Annotated in this window: 9 protein-coding genes; 6 read left to right on the forward strand and 3 right to left on the reverse strand. The window is 43.6% G+C overall.

The window, feature by feature from the left end; genetic code table 11:
* Nucleotides 1-16: 16 nt before the first annotated feature.
* Entirely contained in the window at nt 17-1933 is a 1917-nt protein-coding gene (locus PNK_RS11950) for a hypothetical protein (RefSeq protein ID WP_059062260.1), read from the reverse strand.
* 444 nt (nt 1934-2377) lie between these two features.
* Between PNK_RS11950 and PNK_RS11955 the strand changes: the two genes are divergently transcribed.
* The 3 genes from PNK_RS11955 to PNK_RS11965 all read left to right on the forward strand — a co-directional run bounded on the left by PNK_RS11955 (nt 2378) and on the right by PNK_RS11965 (nt 8402).
* A complete protein-coding gene (locus PNK_RS11955) occupies nt 2378-4174 on the forward strand; it encodes an MFS transporter (RefSeq protein WP_079992926.1) in 1797 nt (598 codons plus the stop codon).
* A gap of 136 nt (nt 4175-4310) precedes the next feature.
* Entirely contained in the window at nt 4311-5687 is a 1377-nt protein-coding gene (locus PNK_RS11960) for an OprO/OprP family phosphate-selective porin (protein ID WP_079992927.1), read from the forward strand.
* Between the two features lie 315 nt (nt 5688-6002).
* Nucleotides 6003-8402 (forward strand): phosphoketolase family protein, encoded by a 2400-nt coding sequence (locus PNK_RS11965; RefSeq protein WP_059062264.1) that lies wholly within the window; start codon nt 6003-6005, stop codon nt 8400-8402.
* 85 nt (nt 8403-8487) lie between these two features.
* On the opposite strand, the gene PNK_RS11970 is transcribed toward PNK_RS11965, so the two are convergent.
* Together PNK_RS11970 and PNK_RS11975 are read right to left on the reverse strand one after the other, a co-directional pair.
* Nucleotides 8488-10041, reverse strand: coding sequence for a hypothetical protein (locus PNK_RS11970; protein WP_032124651.1), 1554 nt, complete (start codon nt 10039-10041; stop codon nt 8488-8490).
* Between the two features lie 410 nt (nt 10042-10451).
* Complete coding sequence (locus tag PNK_RS11975) at nt 10452-13412, reverse strand: hypothetical protein (protein WP_059062266.1); 2961 nt, start codon at nt 13410-13412, stop codon at nt 10452-10454.
* 537 nt (nt 13413-13949) lie between these two features.
* Between PNK_RS11975 and thrS the strand changes: the two genes are divergently transcribed.
* The 3 genes from thrS (at nt 13950) to PNK_RS11990 (ending at nt 17545) form a co-directional block, all read left to right on the forward strand.
* Nucleotides 13950-15890, forward strand: a complete 1941-nt coding sequence (gene thrS, locus PNK_RS11980; protein WP_032124653.1) for a threonine--tRNA ligase — start codon at nt 13950-13952, stop codon at nt 15888-15890.
* 4 nt (nt 15891-15894) lie between these two features.
* Nucleotides 15895-16650 carry a ParA family protein gene (locus PNK_RS11985; protein WP_032125823.1) on the forward strand — a complete coding sequence of 252 codons (756 nt, stop codon included), beginning with the start codon at nt 15895-15897 and terminating at the stop codon, nt 16648-16650.
* Between the two features lie 160 nt (nt 16651-16810).
* Entirely contained in the window at nt 16811-17545 is a 735-nt protein-coding gene (locus PNK_RS11990) for a CT583 family protein (protein ID WP_059062268.1), read from the forward strand.

Genomic DNA, 17545 nt, shown 5'->3' on the forward strand with positions numbered 1-17545 from the left:
AATATTCCTTGAAAAATTATGTAATGGTAATATCTTGATCGTTCGACTGGTTTTCAATAACCAGACAGAGAGCCACCAACTCCCCTTTCAGTTTACCAATTTCTGTCGCCAGCATGCGCACATCGTCTGGCTTATCTTGAACAATAGCTTTTTGTAGCTTAGAAAATTCGGCATTCATTTTAGTAAATTTTGCCTGATACTCTTTCGCCATTTTTTTAATATCTTCAGGAGTATCATTTCGGGATGCCAGGCGCGCGTATTCGTAGCTTTTAGGCTCGACACTTTTTAAAGCTGCGAAAGCACCGTTTGCCTCTTTCAATGTATCCTTAGCAGTCTGAGCGGGCGGCAACAAAACAGTTTTTACAATCTCCTCCGCATTCTCTGCCAAAACGATCATATTACCTACAAAATCATCGGGAAGTTGAAAACGGTCTTTAGCAACCTCTGCAAACTTTTCCAAAGCTTCCCGATGAGACATTTGCACAGCTTCTCCCTCTACTATTATATAGTTTCCCGTTGCTTGAGGATCCTTCAAATCTTCTAACTTAATCGAAAAACGGCCATTAGCTCCAAGCGGCAACCCTTTCAACCCCTTTGCCCCCTCCCCATTCAAATAAATATTGCCATTCAAGAGATCGATGCCGCAAATTTGAGACATTCCCGCCTTGCCCATCAGATTCATTTTGGTTTTTCCCGCCATCTGCATTTTCAGAATATGGCCAACATTGGTGATGTTTTCAGAAGTATCTCTCGAATCAATCGCAATCAATGTCTTCATTCCATGATTGCGATCATCGTAAGAATCTACCTCCTTGATCTCTTCGCCAGACCCAAACAAAGGATCCATATACAACCCTTTTTCCTCTCCGCTTCGGCTTGTATACTTGAGAGCAATCGCGCAATGGTGGACATTTTCTGTCACTTTATCGTAGTGGGGCCAAGCCGGCCCTTCACGATTATTAGGTATAGGTGGATCGGCCCAAGGAGGACGCGTGAATTGACCGACAACTCCGGCCTCAACCCCCATGTGTTGAAAGGCTGCCTGAACTTTACCTGCTACTATGACGCAATCACCCGATTGGTATTTGTCAAAGAGCTCCTCAGGCGACGGGTTGAAAGCTAAATAGGCTTGATGAAGAGTCAAATTGGGATTGGACTCTTTGGCTTCTTTAAAAAATTTAACAAATTCTAGCATGGGGCTCATATTATTATAAGGAGTTCCCTCATAAACATCCTTAAAGACGTCCTTGAGCTGCTCAACTTGAGGTTGATCTAGGTTCAGATTTCCCTTGGCCATTCCGATGGGAATTGTCGTTTTCTTGTGAGGTGGGGCTAATTCAAGCAAGCCCTTCTTTGTATAAAAAACTTGACGATCGCCTATACCGAGTGCCAATGTCCCGGCCAAACGGATGTTAGGAGGCGCCACTTTATTATGAGCCTGAATACATTCCCTTAATGTATTCTCACTCACCTCTTGGCCTTTATCTAATAATTTTTGCGCTTTACCAAATGAAGGAGCTTGCTGTAGAGATTGATCATAGGCGATTAATAATTTGGCCATTGCCCTTCGCGAACCAACGGTCAGCATGCCAAAAGACTCGAGTTTTTGCATGGCTTTGTGAGTATTGGCAATTTTTCCCTTCTTATTAAGAAGGTCATTGCGGACTCTGTCAATCTTAACTTTAAACAAACCACTACCAAGGCGTTGAAAAAAGCCCAACTTCTTTTCAGTCAGAGACTTTAAAGACTGCAATTCTGATTGAGATAGCCTATCCCCTTTAAAAAGCTTATTAGCCAGCTGCTTGATCTCTTGATCAGTTATTTTTGCAGGAGGTCCAAGTGCAACTTTTCCTTGATTGCCACTTACAATCGGATCTGAAACGTGAACTTGAGAGGGTTGAGATGGTATCGATGAATCGCCTAAACTGTTCATAAAACAATCTCATGAAAATTAAATGACATTTTTAACTAATTCGCTTTTTTATTATAACAATAATATCAATTTTAATTAAAAACAAAACAACGATAATCGAATTAATTAGAATCAAATCAAAGGATGGGATAACTAAAAAAGCTTGAGGCTAAAGGTTTAACCGTTCATACTCTCCATTATAAAGAATGAATACTCTTTAGAGGTAAATGATCGAAGGCTGGAAAAAATCCTTTAAAATTAGCGGGGATGGCGATTTCTGATTGTTCTTCAAAGAGTGCAATAAATAGCCCGATTTGCAAAAATCTTTATCCTCAAAAATGGCGGGATAAAAAGCCTATAGACAAAGCGCCTGGAAATTTATTTTGAGTATTACGCATGTGGCGTCCAGAGTCAATTTTTGTGGTTATTTTGTGTATAACATCAACTTTATAGATTAAGTAATTTATGATTTCTTCTTTTTTACAGCGTTTTTCATCGTTTACCTATCTCAATGTGACTCAATTTCTTGGAGCGTTAAACGACAACATCTACAAACTCTTAATTGTTTATTTCTTCATTCAATTAGAGGGAATTGAATATAGCCACCAAATTCTAGCTTCTACGGGAGCGACTTTCGTCATTCCTTTTCTGCTTTTTTCTGCCATTTCAGGCACCTTGGCTGATCGTTTCAGCAAAAGGGACATCATTGTTACGACGAAAATTCTAGAGTTAGTAATCATGGGGCTTGGTGTGTGCGCCTTTGCCTTTCAGAGTAAATGGGGATCGTATGCCATTCTCTTTTTACTCGCCACTCAAAGTGCCATATTCGGCCCATCCAAGTACGGAATTGTTCCTGAGTTGGTTGCAAGAGAAAAAATTTCTAAGGCTAATGGATTGATGACCTCCTTCACCTTTTTAGCCATCATCCTTGGAACGTTTCTCTCTTCTTTTCTGATTCAGATCACAGGTCGCAATTTTATTATTTCTTCGATTTTTTGCACGTTTATTGCCTTGATTGGTCTGGTTACGAGTTTTTGTATTGAACCAACTCCCCCTTCGGGATCGGAAAAGAAGATTCAATTCTTTTTTTTAAAGGAAATTTTCCAAACTTTGAAGCTTGCCAGCCAAGAAGTCTCACTATTGCCAGCTATTTTTGGTTCGGCTTACTTTCTCTTCGTGGGAGCGTTTACACAATTAAACATTATTCCTTTTGCCGTCCAGTCGCTCCATTTGTCTGACATTGAAGGCGGCTACCTCTTCTTCTTAACGGCTTTGGGAATTGGGACGGGTTCTTTGATTGCGGGTAAAATTTCGGGACGGATTGTAGAATTGGGCTTAGTTCCAATTGGTGCTTTGGGCATCTCTATCTGCTCATTTTTCCTAGATATTTTCTCTGACAACATATGGGCTATTATTCCAACCGTGACGTGTTTGGGCGTCTTCGGGGGAATTTTTGAAATCCCTCTCGATTCTTACATTCAGGTCGCAAGCCCCAAACAATCACGCGGACAAATGGTTGCAGCCACCAACTTTTTTAGTTTTGTCGGGGTGCTCTTAGCTTCAGCCTTGATTTATCTCAATTCAGAAATCTTAGGAATTGCAGCCGACAAAGGTTTTTCGTTAATGGGTTTTCTGGCCATTGGTGTGACTATTGCCTTCTCTTTCCAATTCTTTGATTATTTAGCCCGTTTTATTGCCTCTATCCTATCCAAACTTCACTTCAGAACGGTCTTTAAAGGCAAAGAAAATATTCCCGATTGCCCGGCTCTCTATGTTTGTACCCATACGGCTTGGAACGACACTCTGCTCTTACTCGGATCGCAAAGACGCAGAATGCGTTTTTTCATTGAACAGGAGCAAGATCATTCGCGTTGGATGCGGCGCCTATACCGCCTCTTGCGAGTCGTCTTCATCCCGGATATTGAGCCTCTCGAGAAAAATCAGGAATGCTTAATGGCTATCCAAAATACCCTCAAAAAAGGGATTTCGGTTTGCATTTTTATTCAAAGCTGGGACATTTATTCTGAAGTCGAGAAGCTCAACCATTCGGCTCCCTTCAATCACATCATTGAAGCAGCCAATTATCCCATTATTCCTGTCCGCATTGAAAAAGGGATTAAGCATCCCCGCTTTCAATTCCTGAAGAGACTCCTTAATAAGTATCGAGTTCCCGCCTCGGTCGCTTTTGGCAGTTTAATTTACACCGGACACCAATCGCTTCTCGAATCCAAGCACGAGCATGAACTCTGCTTTGAAGACTAAAGACTCACCTCTTGGTAGATGGCTCTAGAGCCATCTACCCTCTGTCCTAACAGGCAAGCTCTCGCCTGATCGATTAAATAGATTGCTCATAATATTTTTATTCATAAAATTGCATTTTTACTTTTGCAATGTACTTATGAAAAACGCATACACTCTCTGTTTGTTGACGACATGCCTATTGAGCCTAAACGGATGGCTAGTGGCACAAGATGAATTGGATCCGCCTTCTCTCGAACAACAAGTACAAGACACTTCTCAAAAAACATCAAGCGTTGATGAATACTTGGCTCCTTTTGCGGCCATTTCGCAAGAAACAGAAACAGCTGAGCGCTCCGAAAGCGTTTCAAGTCAAGCCGATCCCTCAACCCATGCGCTAAAAATTCCCATCGACATCTATTATGAGCGGGGTTTTTGGATGAAGGGGGGCGGCAACACGTTGCGTATTGGAGGCGACATTCAAGTCGATACCCGCTCCTATTTGCAGCATTCGAACCAACCATCCAATTTCCGCATCAGGCGTGCACGTATCATCCTAGAGGGAACGATACAAGATTACTTTGGATTTTTATTCGTACCCTACTTTTTCACCCATGCCGAAACAACGTTTCAATATGCCTACATCGAAACGCTTAAGCCCTCTTATGCACGGCTCAGATTCGGCTTATTTAAAGAGCCCATCACACAGCAAGCGCTCAGATCCGATCTCTTAATCGAATTCAATGAACGCAGTTTGGGAGTCATCAACTTTATTCAAGGCGAAGACATTGGCGTCATGTTGTTTGGTGCGTTGTGGGATGAACAGCTAGAATATGGAATCGGTGTTTTCAACGGAAAGGGCAGAGAGCTCGAGAACAATTCCAAAAAAGAATACGTGGGCCGCTTAGTGCTCGCCCCTTTTCTGAATACTCAAAGTCCATTTAAGGCATTCTATCTCGGAATTTCAGGATCAACTTCTCATCAATTTCAAGATCTCTCAGGACACACGTTCCGAACGGGCACAGACACCATTTTTTGGGAATGGGAAGAAGGAGTCCGATGGGATGATATACGCAATCGATGGGGAGCAGATTTCGAATGGCTCTACGGCTCTTTTTCTCTAAGGGGTGAATATTTATCAGTTGACTGGGGAAGAGTCACAAGAGGGCCCAGCCAGGAGGCTCATTTTAAGGCCAATAGCGCTTATATAGAGGCCTGTTACATTTTGACAGGTGAGAAAAAGGAACGCTTTAAATCGGTGATCCCCTTTTCCAATTTCCCCAACGGCTCAGGAGCCTGGGAACTGGCTGGTCGCTACGAATATTTAAATTTGGACGACAGTAGCTTAAAAAGAGGCCTCGCCAAAGGAACACGGCGCGTGCACGGCTTTGTGGTTGGCGTCAATCTCTATCCCAATGCATTCATGGCCTTTAAAGTCGATTGGGAAAGGTACTTCTTCGACAATCGAGTTCATCTAGGCAAACACAAAATAGACGGAGAATCAGTCATTATAACTCGTCTGCAAGCAATTTTTTAACCACTATAGAATTTAAGCTGGCCGAGGTCAAATGCCTGGCCGAATCAGTGATTCGAATTGCAGTTAGAATCTAATAGGTCAGCTGGCTACAAGGTCATCTTTTCCTGTTTTAGGACCAGAGCCTTCTCCTCCCTACCCTACCCAATTATTTTTTTAAGATCCATTTGAATTAATCTTTAAAAAGTTTATTTTAAAGTCATCTTTTACTGACGCCTCTCCTTTTAGAGATTAGTCTTAAAACCTACAATCAAAGATTCGGAAAGGCTTTCTGAGTAATTTATGAGGACCATTCATCATTTGACATGAGGATAGTTTATGTTGACAAAATTAGAACTTGAGCCCTACACAGAAGACGCTTTGACAGATGAATTATTGCATAAGATGAATGCTTACTGGCGGGCGGCAAACTACTTGTCGGTCGGACAAATTTATCTCATGGACAATCCTCTTTTACGCAGACCTTTAAAAAAAGAAGACATTAAGCCCCGCCTGCTAGGGCATTGGGGAACGACTCCAGGTTTAAATTTCATCTATGTCCACTTCAACCGCATCATAAAAAAGTTTGACTTGGATATGATTTACATCATTGGTCCAGGTCACGGAGGTCCCGGCATCGTCGCCAATACCTATTTAGAAGGCACCTATAGCGAATATTACCCCAATGTATCCCAAGATGAAGAAGGCATGCGGCGCTTATTCAAGCAATTTTCTTTTCCCGGGGGAATTCCAAGCCACGTCGCTCCCGAAATTCCGGGGTCGATTCACGAAGGAGGAGAGCTCGGCTATTCCCTCTCTCACGCTTTTGGCGCCGCCTTTGACAATCCAGGCCTAATCGTGGGCTGTATCGTTGGAGATGGAGAAGCCGAAACAGGCCCCCTTGCAACCTCGTGGCACTCAAATAAATTCCTCAATCCAGCCACTGATGGAGCTGTCCTACCTATTTTGCACCTCAACGGCTACAAAATTGCCAATCCTAGTATCTTGGCTCGTATCAGCCAAGAAGAGCTTGAAAGCCTATTTATTGGCTATGGCTATAAGCCCTATTATCTTGAAGGCTCGGATCCAGAAAGCATGCACCGCCTGATGGCAGAAACTCTCGACACCGTCATTCGCGAGATCAAGGATATTCAAAGAGAAGCACGGGAGAATGGTGTACACGAGCGCCCTCTCTGGCCCATGATCATTTTGCGCACTCCAAAAGGATGGACAGGGCCTAAAGAAGTGGATGGCAAGAAAACCGAAGATTTTTGGCGCTCCCATCAAGTCCCTTTTTCCGATATGCAATCTGATCACATCTTGCTGCTCGAGGAATGGCTAAAAAGCTACGGCCCTGACGAGTTATTTGATAAAGAAGGCAGATTTGTTTCCGATCTAGCTAAGTTAGCGCCAAAAGGGAAGAGGCGGATGGGAGATAATCCGCATGCTAACGGAGGCCTTCTAAGACGCAACTTGCGCATGCCTGACTTTCGCAATTATGCCTTTGATGTCAAGACACCGGGTACAGCCGAAGCAGAAGCCACTCGAGTCATGGGAACATTTTTGCGCGATGTTATGAAATACAACCCCCGCAATTTCCTCATCATGGGACCCGATGAAACAGCTTCTAATCGTCTCGGCAACCTGTTTGAAGTCACGCAAAGACGTTGGCTCGGTGACTACCTTCCAGAAGACAGTGATGGAGGCAATTTAGGAGTCGATGGGCGTGTGATGGAGATTTTAAGTGAGCACACGTGCCTAGGCTGGCTGGAAGGCTACGTATTAACCGGAAGGCATGGATTCTTCTCGACTTATGAAGCCTTTGCCCACATCATCGATTCAATGTTCAACCAGCATGCCAAGTGGCTGCAAACAACGGCGCACATTCCTTGGCGCGCTCCGATTGCATCAATCAACATTTTGCTCAGCTCTCACGTTTGGCGCCAAGACCACAACGGATTCTCGCACCAAGATCCTGGATTTATCGATCATGTGATCAATAAGAAAGCCTCAGTCGTGCGCGTCTACCTTCCGCCAGATGCCAATACCCTGCTTTCTGTCACCAATCACTGCCTCAAAAGCTTAAACTATATCAACGTCATCGTAGCCGGCAAGCAGCCTGCTCTGCAATACTTAAGCATGGACGCTGCTATCAAACACTGCACGGCAGGAATTGGCATTTGGGAATGGGCCAGCAATGACAAAGGAACCGAGCCGGATGTAGTCATGGCCTGTGCAGGCGATATTCCGACCCTTGAAACCTTGGCAGCAGTCGACATCTTGCGGCGCAATATTCCCGATTTAAAAATCCGGGTAATCAATGTCGTCGATTTGATGACTCTACAACCAAAAGAGGAGCATCCGCACGGCCTTTCTAATGCCGATTTTGACGAAATGTTTACAACTGACAAGCCAATCATCTTTGCCTATCATGGCTATCCTTGGCTCATCCACCGCTTGACTTATAGACGTACAAATCATGATAACATTCATGTAAGGGGGTATAAAGAAGAGGGGACAACGACAACACCATTCGACATGGTCGTGCTGAATGAAATCGATCGGTTCCATCTCGTAGGCGATGTCATCGATCGCGTCCCACGTTTGGGCTACTTAGCAGCTTACACCAAACAAGAAATGCGCCATAAGTTAATCGAGCACAACGAGTATATCACAAAAGTTGGCGAAGATATGCCGGAGGTCAGAAATTGGAAGTGGCCTTATAAAACAGGCTCTTAAATACGGAAGAGGGGATCCCTGGGATCCCTGGGATCCCTGGGATCCCCTCTCATGCGATAGCTTTTTGAAAAAAGGCTATCCAAGATTAGAATGCATAGATTGCTTCGATTTCGAAATCGTTGTAGCGATGACGTCCACCGATTCTTTTATCTTCTTCTTTGCTGAATTCGAAGATCGTATCGATTGAGAAGTTGTCAGTGATCGCATACAAGAATTCGAATCTCCAACCTTTGAAGTTCGCATTACCGCGGCGTGGGTAGTACCCAATCATACCACTGCTGCTTCCACTGCTGAAGTCTGAGAAACCAACGATGTCCACCATGTTGTCATCTAAAATGTTACCACGGCCAATGCTTCCAACGTCAAAGTCAGAAACAGCTTGTGCTTGAACATAGATATACTCGATATCGAACGACCAGTCGCCTTCTTTCTTCACTTCACCGACGTAAACACCTGCGTAGGCACCCAAGTTTTTCTTCTTGTTGTTGGTGAATCTGTTAGCTTTAGCTGCATGGTTAACCAAGAAACCGCTATAGAATTCAACCGGTACAGTCTTGCAGAAAAGCTCTGGTGTAATTGTATAGGTCAAAGTAATTTGCGAGTTTCTAAATTCCGTGCCATATGGGTTGCGTTTATGGCAGCGGTTTCTACCAACTTTTTGCCAGTCGATAAACGAGTAACGAATGTCTAAACCTGTATCGAAAAGATTCAGTACACCGATTTCAGTTACCCAGCCAAAGTGGTTGACACGCTCGTCAATGACGAACATAGCACCTTCCCAGTACCAGTCTGTGACATCATCAATCGCACTTGCAAACTTCAACAATACCCCGTCAAAGCGGCTAGAGAATTGAATTTCAGAATCAAAAACGTCATCGAGCTTGCGACGACCAATTTCAATGTCAAAGCGGTGCTTACCATCGGCCCATACATTGTAACCCATGTAAGCGCGCTTCAAGTTGATTGCATTAGCTTCGCCGCTTCCCTTGCCACAACGCTTCATGTTGCGTGGACGAAGAGATTCGACTTCACTTCCATCGGCATTGAATACAGGATAAACACCGAAACAATCGTTGCGGCCTCGAATACCTGCTGGATTGTCAAATTGGAGGTGAGCAGCTGCCCATGCACGTCCAAATGAATACTTAAGTTTAAAGTTGAACTCAACGTCGAAGTCGTTAGTAGAAATTGGCAAGCCTCTAGCATCAACGTGATTGCCGCCGCGCAAGTTTCTATAATCTTTTCCAACAGGGATCAAATCGCCATCTTTACCAAGAAGGAAAAAGTGCGTTTTAGAATTATAATAAGCAGAACTGTCGCTTGAAGAGCTGCTTGAAGTAGAAGAGCTAGATGATCCGCTAGAGCAAGAAGAGCCTGAACAATCTTCCTCTGCAAATAATACAACACCTTTTTCTCTGATCGAACGCCACTCGAAGCGAATATCTCCGCTGATGTCTAGGTTGTTCGCTTTCTTTTTAACGTCAATATTTTCTTTAGATTGAACAAACTCTCTTAGAGGCTGATCATCACGTTCATTAAGTTGGCGCTCAAATGCGGTTTCTTGTTGCTGCGCAAAAACAGTAACAGATGTAAATCCTGCTGCCACTAATAAAGGCATCAGATACTTTACAAGTTTCATGTCGACTCCATTTGTTGTAGAATAGAAATTAATTGAAGTATTCAATTATCTTTTTGATTTCAGAAAATTTATGAAAAAGAACAGGTAGGCTTTAATAAGTAAGAAAATTCACTTTTTGATGTTAATTCACAAATTTTGCTAATGGTTTTAATCGCTTTAAACGTTAAAGTCAACAGTAAGTTAGTAAAAAAGTGTCTTACAAATAGGTTTAAAAAGGTAAGAATCTATATATAAGCGATTTACAAAACACTAACTGGCTTATTTGAAGAAAAGCCTTTCTAATTGACAAGGCCTTGTGAAGCATAGTTAATTGATGAAAAACGAAATACTTTATATTTTATTTCAATATTTGTCATCTTTTATTTTTAAAATATTTTTTTATAATAAAAAGACAGAGTTAGGCAACTCTTTTAGACTTGGCCATATTCGGGCGGTTTGACATAGATTCCCCATTTTAGGTCTGTCCGCGAACCGTCAACCCATTCTTTCCAGCTGGACATGGGGTATCCAGTGGATCCAGTATAATCTAAGCGCCACAGCTCGAGCCGCCCAGTTCCAGGATTAATCACAAAGCCAAACTCATCTTTGACCCAATTGGTATCAGCAAAAATGATGGGAGTGGGCATGGCAAATCCAAGTTTTTGGCAAGCCGAGCTGACATGGAGATGATAGTCAAATGGCATGGTTGTTTTCACTTCACTCAAACAAAGTAGGGCTTTGCAAGCATCCTGCAACTGGTTAGCGCTAGCAATGTGCTGACTGCGGGACAAAGGAATGCGATCAAAGAGAGCGAGGATTTCATCGGCTTTCGCAGCACTTAATCCTGGCAATAAAATCAGAATTTTATGCAGCCGATCCTTCAATTCGTGGATGGGAAAGAGAGGGAGCCTGGAATAGAGCAGGCTGTCGATTTCATCAGTTGCCAAAACAGGCCTTGAACCATAGCGCAGGCCTCTATCTTGCTGCATCGTATCTACCAGTACATCTCTAAAGTAGACTGGGTTTAAAGGCCCCGAAAGAGCATTAAAAAGGGCTCTAAATCTAGGCTGAAAATTCTCTGGAACTTTTTCGGCGAGCTCTTGAACCAGAAATTGAATCATCTCGGTGTCTAGGTAAATATTGTCGACAAACATTTCAGATGGCTTCACAAACAGATCTCTGATCGATGTATAGGTAAATTCTTCGCCCATCCATGCTTCTTTGAAAGGGCTTGCACAAGGTTTTAACAAAAAAGCATGTGTAGGCGACTGCATGAGCATCAAGCTGCGCTGGCCTTCAAGATAGGGATTCATTAAGGTTCGCGGAATGTGCTTTAAGGTATCTGCTAAAAAAACAAGCAACTCCACTTCGCTTTCGACCCATTTAGCCGCCTCTTTGGGTTTGTCTTCGATGCGATAATAACAGCTAACCAATGTATTCATCGTTCCGCCCGAGGTGTAAACCCAAGGCTTTTTCTCTACCTGATCTAGGTGATGGAGAGGATCTTTGACAATGGGAACATTGTGGGCAGCAGCCATGCGAAAAAAGGCCGTCTCTAAAAATTCCTTTGTTTTGACGTGATTGATGATAGCGGTGACCACGTCTGCAAGATCTTTCTCAACCCCCTGCTTTTCTAGGGCTGAGGCGATTTGCGGCTCAGTTGCCACAAAGAATGAGGCTAACGAATCGATAAAATCGGTTTGATTTTTAATACGCGTCCACTGCGACGTATTGCTACGTCCATGCTTATAAAGGAGTCTGAAGCCGGCTGGACTGTCATCAAAGGGACCCGTTGAGACTTCTTGCATATCGGCATCATAGACTTCTTGAAAGTACTCTTTGAATAACTCTAAATAAATTTGATAAAGGGAATCATATAGGTCTACAAGGGCAGATGCACGGCTTTGAGCATCGTCTCGCTGCTCTTGAATGAAGTAGAATTCATTGGTTCTCGTCTGATACTCCATTTTCAGCCATTGCACCTCTTTTTCCGAAGAGTGCCTCATACGCGATTCCAGCGTCTTAACCTGGGTATAAATCATCTCATAGTCATACTGCAAATCTTGGGCAAGCTTGTTGACTTGGTCAAGCTTTTGCTGAATATTTTGCTGAATGCATTGTCCGATGCCGCCCGGCTCATTAGTTCCCATTCCCAGGCTTGCATATAAGTTCCAACGTGTAAATTCGAGCTTGGTTTCTGAGAAAGAGGCGAGGGTGAATTCCCATGTTTTTAATAAAGCATTATCAGAAAGCGACTTGAAGGCATTTTTTGCTGCCTCGAATTGATAAAGAAAATTGGCACACCTCTCCCCAATCCCTCCTGAGTGCTTTCCAATGAGAGGCGTTTGCATGAGAAGGCTGCTTTGAATCATGGCGCGCGGCCTGTTTTCATACTCTATTATCTGGTGCTCAGTGAGTCCAAAGGCTTGCAGCAAGACAATGCGTAGAATCTCTTCGGTCGTAATGATGCAAAAAGAGGCGTGGCTCGCGTGCTGCAAAATGATGGGGCTGAGCCAATCTTGAATCTGTTTGGCTTTTTGTTTGGTCGTACTTTCTTTGTTGATTAAACCAACCACCTCGAAAGCCATCATCAAACCAGGAGAATACCAAATTTCTGGCATCATTCCCTTGGTTGAAAGTTGCATGAAAATAGGCTTCTTAAGATCGCCACTTCCCCAACTGGCGCTGATGGGAGCTGAGTATTCAATCCCTCCAAACGTTCGCTTCAATCGACCCGTTGCGATTAAATCAGAGAGATCTTGCAAAAAAAGTTCTGGTTGTTCGCTTTGAACGATTTCGGCGGGAGCCGTGGCAAAGCAGGATCCCACATTTTGCCTCAAATAGCACAGCCAAGCTGCTAATACAGCTCGTCGCGTATGGGCATCAGAAATGACCGTTTGAGCAGGAAGCTGCAATGTCTCCCTAATCACATCTTCAGCCAACTTGTTGGAGAGTGGGCGGCTTATTTTTTTGAGCATCCGCACTAAATCTTTGTTTAGCAACAAGAGCTGCAAAACCTTTAAGATGTGCTCTTGCCGCTTTGAATCGTATTGTCGATAAGGTCCGAGTGAATAGAGATGCCTCTTTAGCTGCTGGATCAAAGTGGGAAGGATGGCAAGATTTATTTCGCCTTTGTCATCGACCAGGCATTTCACCAAGTGGGTCGTGCGCAATATATTGCGGACAGAGCACCCCTCTTGAATCTGAGAACGATCCAAGCGCCTTGAAAGTTCTTCATACTCTTCCACAACCATTTGAGAAAGCTTATCTGAAGCTGTCCTCTCCTGCTTTCTTTCTTTGACAGTCAAAGCAAATACGCGAGGATAGAAGAGAGGGTGATTCAGTGGAGCTTTAACAGAAGCTAAAATGCGCTCGATTTTTTCTTGTTTCACAATAAACTCGTTAAAGCCACTTATGGTTTTCTAATTCTCTTATCTCAAATCCCTTCATAAGGATCCAACTTAAAAATCTACTCTTGAATGACTTCTAATTTGAAACCTGGCAAGTCTTGCTTACATAGCCGCTATAGGCTGATTAAGCACTGCATGCTCTATTTAAATAAGTTAAAATCAATTGGTGCGGTAAATGTTTGAGAATATACCGCTTTAGAAAGTAAAAAGCCAGTTGAGAAAATTGGGGTTTTTTACAAAAAAAGATACCCTAAATAGATAATCCCGAACTTGAATCCGCACTAGCCTCCTCTTCAAGCAATAAATTTTTATAAAAGATAAATAAACTGCACTCATTTAGATTAAATGCGCTTACACCAACTAATATTCTTTACTTATTAGAAGATCTTAACCTAAAGCAATTAAAACCAATTATTTTAATCGTATATTTTGAAGAATTTGACAATCCTCTAACTTCTTTTTTTTTCGCACTTTGTGTAAACTGGTATCCTTAAGTCAACAGATAAGGAAGTACAATTCATGCTTATTACATTGAAAGATCAATCCTCTTTAGAGCTCCCACCGGGAAGCACCGCAAAAGATTTGGCAGACAAATTGAATTTAAAAGGACCGCACGAAGCATTAGGCGCGTCTATTAATGGAAAGACGGTCGATCTTTCTCATCCTCTTAGTGACGGCGACAATGTGGTTTTGTGGAGCTTCGACGATCCCGAAGGGAAAGAAATTTTCTGGCACACCTCTGCTCACGTCTTAGCTCAAGCTATTTTGCGTTTGTGGCCTGATGCCCAGCCGACCATTGGCCCTCCAATCGATGCAGGCTTTTACTATGATTTTGCCAACTTAAATATTTCGGATGCTGATTTTGAGCGCATTGAAAAGGAAATGCAGGCCATTGTCTCTGCCAATTATGTCTCTCAACGCGAAATGCTGTCGTCGAAAGAAGAAGCTTTACGTCTCTTTGCCAGCAATCCTTATAAGTGTGAGCTGATTAATAGTTTTGAAGAAGGAAGTCCTTTGACAGCTTACCGTCAAGGAGAATTTTTTGATTTATGCCGCGGCCCTCATCTCTTTAACTTAGGCAAGATTAAAGCATTAAAGGTGATGAAAACAGCGGGTGCCTATTGGAGAGGCGATTCTAACAATGAAATGCTAACTCGCATTTACGCCATTACTTTTCCAGACCGCAAGCTATTAAAAGAGCACTTGCATCAGCTCGAAGAAGCCAAAAAACGAGATCATAAAATCCTTGGTCCAAAGCTTGATCTTTTCTCCTTAAAGGAAGAGGGTCCTGGTATGCCCTTTATTCATCCTAAAGGGCTCATAGTCTGGAATCAGCTGGTTGCCTATATTAGAGAATGCCTGAGCCGCCATGACTACATCGAGATTAAAACGCCAACTATGATGACCCGCGAGCTTTGGGAAACATCGGGCCACTGGAGCAATTACCGCCAAAACATGTTTACCTCTCAAATCGAAGATCGCGATTTTGCCATTAAGCCCATGAACTGTCCAGGCTGTATGCTTTACTATCGCGGCCAAACACATAGCTATCGTGAGCTTCCTTTAAGAGTGGCAGAAATCGGCAATGTGCACCGCTACGAACCCTCAGGTTCTTTGTCAGGTCTATTTAGAGTACGCAGCTTCCACCAGGACGATGCGCACATTTTTATGAAGCCTACAGACATCCAGCAAGAAATCTTGGCTGTCCTGGCACTGGCTGACGAAATTTACTCAACTTTTGGTCTTAAGTACCGGCTCGAACTCTCGACCCGCCCGGAAAAGAATACTATCGGAACAGACGAAGAGTGGGACATTGCAACGGCTGGTTTGAAAGGGGCGTTGGATGAGATGGGACGCGAATACCGCATCAACGAAGGAGATGGAGCATTTTACGGTCCAAAGATCGACTTTCACATTCGCGATGCCATCAACCGAAGCTGGCAGTGTGGAACAATCCAGCTGGATATGGCCTTGCCAGAAAAATTCGAGCTGGAATATACAGCTCCCGACGGAACCCGTAAGCGTCCTGTGATGATTCACCGCGCCATTTTTGGATCGATCGAACGCTTCTTTGGCATTTTGATCGAGCATTACGTCGGCAAATTCCCGCTATGGCTCAGCCCTTCTCAGATTCGTATTTTAACCGTCGCCGATCGCCACGAACCATACGCCCGCCAGCTAGCGAAGCGGTTCAAAGACGCTGGTTTTCACGTCGACGTTGATAGTGCTCAAGAATCGGTTAGCAAAAAAGTTCGCAATGCCCAGCTTGCCCAATACAACTATATCTTGACAATTGGCGATCAAGAGATGGAACATCAGACGGCTAATTTACGTACGCGCGATAACGTCGTTCACGGCGAAATTCAAATCGATGGCTTTATTCAAAAAATTGATATTGAAAGGCAACAACGGCAGCCGCTGTCTCCTTATGCTTCTCAATCCACAACAGAAGGGGCTTAAAACCATGCAAACGATTGCTATTAGCAGCTTCAAAGGGGGAACGGCCAAAACGTCTACAGCCCTACACGTAGGGGCTGCTTTGGCAAAGTTTCATAAAAAAAAGGTTTTATTGATCGATTTTGATGCGCAAGCCAATTTGACAACGGGGCTAGGATTCGACCCCGATGAAAACGACAGCTTAGCTCCCGTTCTGCAAGGCAATAAAACTGTGGATGATGTCATTAAGAAGACGAACCTTCCCTCCCTCGACCTGATTCCGGCCGACACATGGCTGGAGCGGGTTGAGGTGACGGGGCAATTAGCGGCAGACCGCTATTCGCATGAAAAACTGCGCGATTTGATTAATCCTCTCAAATACGACTTTATTATTATCGATACCCCCCCTTCCCTCTGTTGGCTAACCGAGTCGGCTTTGATTGCGGCGCAACACACCCTCGTCTGCGTAACTCCCGAATTTTACAGTGTCAAGGGGCTCGAACGCCTAAGTCAGTTTATGGAAAGCATTGGGCAGCGTCATCCTTTGAATGTCTTAGGAGTCATTCTATCTTTTTGGAATGCACGCGGCAAAAGTAATCAAGCCTTTTTAGATGTCATCGAACGCACCTTTCCAGCCAAGATTCTACAAAGCAAAATTAGGCGCGACATTTCCGTTTCCGAAGCCTCTATCTTTGGCAAACCCGTTTTTGAAACCGATCCTGAAAGTCGGGCTGCCGAAGATTACATAGCGGTCGCCAAAGAGCTTTTAAAGCGGCTCAAGTAGATTCGGCCGATAATCTAAATTTGATGTAAGGCAGCTGTAAAGCGAATTTGACAGCTGCCCTATCCGTGCAAACCCACTTTACTTTTTAACAATTCATCCCCATAATTAGGCTTCCCATTAAGCAAGAAGTCCATAGATTTCGAACATAAGGATGCGGCAAATGGCTAATGTCAACTCAATCCTCACGCAAAGGGTAAAAAATTCCCCCCATACCTCTAAGATGGCGGCCATGGCCAAGCAATCGGCTACAGGCAATCTCACCAGTTTTTCGGGTGTCTTTAGCGTTGCAGAATTGAGCGATAAGGAAAAAGGCTCCCTCGAAAATCTCTTAAAGGAATATGAGCAAGAAAGCCGAGATATTCAAGCTGACTTACAGCTGTTAATTTCTTTGACCTCAGAGGTCAAGGCCATTAACAACCAAGCAGCCATCTTGCACGGCGAACGGATCAAAAAAGCCCACCAGGTCCTGATACGTTATCGCGATGGAGCCTTCACAGCTTGGCTCATGGCTGCTTATGGTAACCGGCAGACTCCTTATAATCTCATGCAATACTATGAATTTTATGAGACGATGCCCAAAAATTTAAGGCCACAGATCGAATGGATGCCGCGCCAAGCCGTTTATGTTTTAGCCAGCCGAAATGGTAGCATTGAAAAAAAGCAAAGCATTGTCGAAAATTACCAAGGCGAGACAAAGGCTGAAGTGCTGACTTTGATCAGGCAGACTTTTCCCTTGGATTACAAAGACAAGCGTCAGCAAAAAGTTGGAAAAGGATTCATTCAGAATCTCGAGCGCCTTTACACCCAAATCAAGCAAGCTCCGGGCGAATTAAATGCTTCTCAAAGAGAGCAAGTTCAAACGCTGCTTCAGCAAATTCAACAACTCATAGGATAG

Source organism: Candidatus Protochlamydia naegleriophila (assembly GCF_001499655.1).
In the GTDB taxonomy this organism is placed as follows: Bacteria; Chlamydiota; Chlamydiia; order Chlamydiales; family Parachlamydiaceae; genus Protochlamydia; species Protochlamydia naegleriophila.

Bases quoted from the DNA above. Each gene is read 5' to 3' on its own strand.
- PNK_RS11950 (WP_059062260.1), bottom strand. From the start codon at position 1,933: ATGAACAGTTTAGGCGATTCATCGATACCATCTCAACCCTCTCAAGTT.
- thrS (WP_032124653.1), top strand. From the start codon at position 13,950: ATGCTTATTACATTGAAAGATCAATCCTCTTTAGAGCTCCCACCGGGA.
- PNK_RS11970 (WP_032124651.1), bottom strand. From the start codon at position 10,041: ATGAAACTTGTAAAGTATCTGATGCCTTTATTAGTGGCAGCAGGATTT.
- PNK_RS11985 (WP_032125823.1), top strand. From the start codon at position 15,895: ATGCAAACGATTGCTATTAGCAGCTTCAAAGGGGGAACGGCCAAAACG.
- PNK_RS11960 (WP_079992927.1), top strand. From the start codon at position 4,311: ATGAAAAACGCATACACTCTCTGTTTGTTGACGACATGCCTATTGAGC.
- PNK_RS11990 (WP_059062268.1), top strand. From the start codon at position 16,811: ATGGCTAATGTCAACTCAATCCTCACGCAAAGGGTAAAAAATTCCCCC.
- PNK_RS11955 (WP_079992926.1), top strand. From the start codon at position 2,378: ATGATTTCTTCTTTTTTACAGCGTTTTTCATCGTTTACCTATCTCAAT.
- PNK_RS11965 (WP_059062264.1), top strand. From the start codon at position 6,003: ATGTTGACAAAATTAGAACTTGAGCCCTACACAGAAGACGCTTTGACA.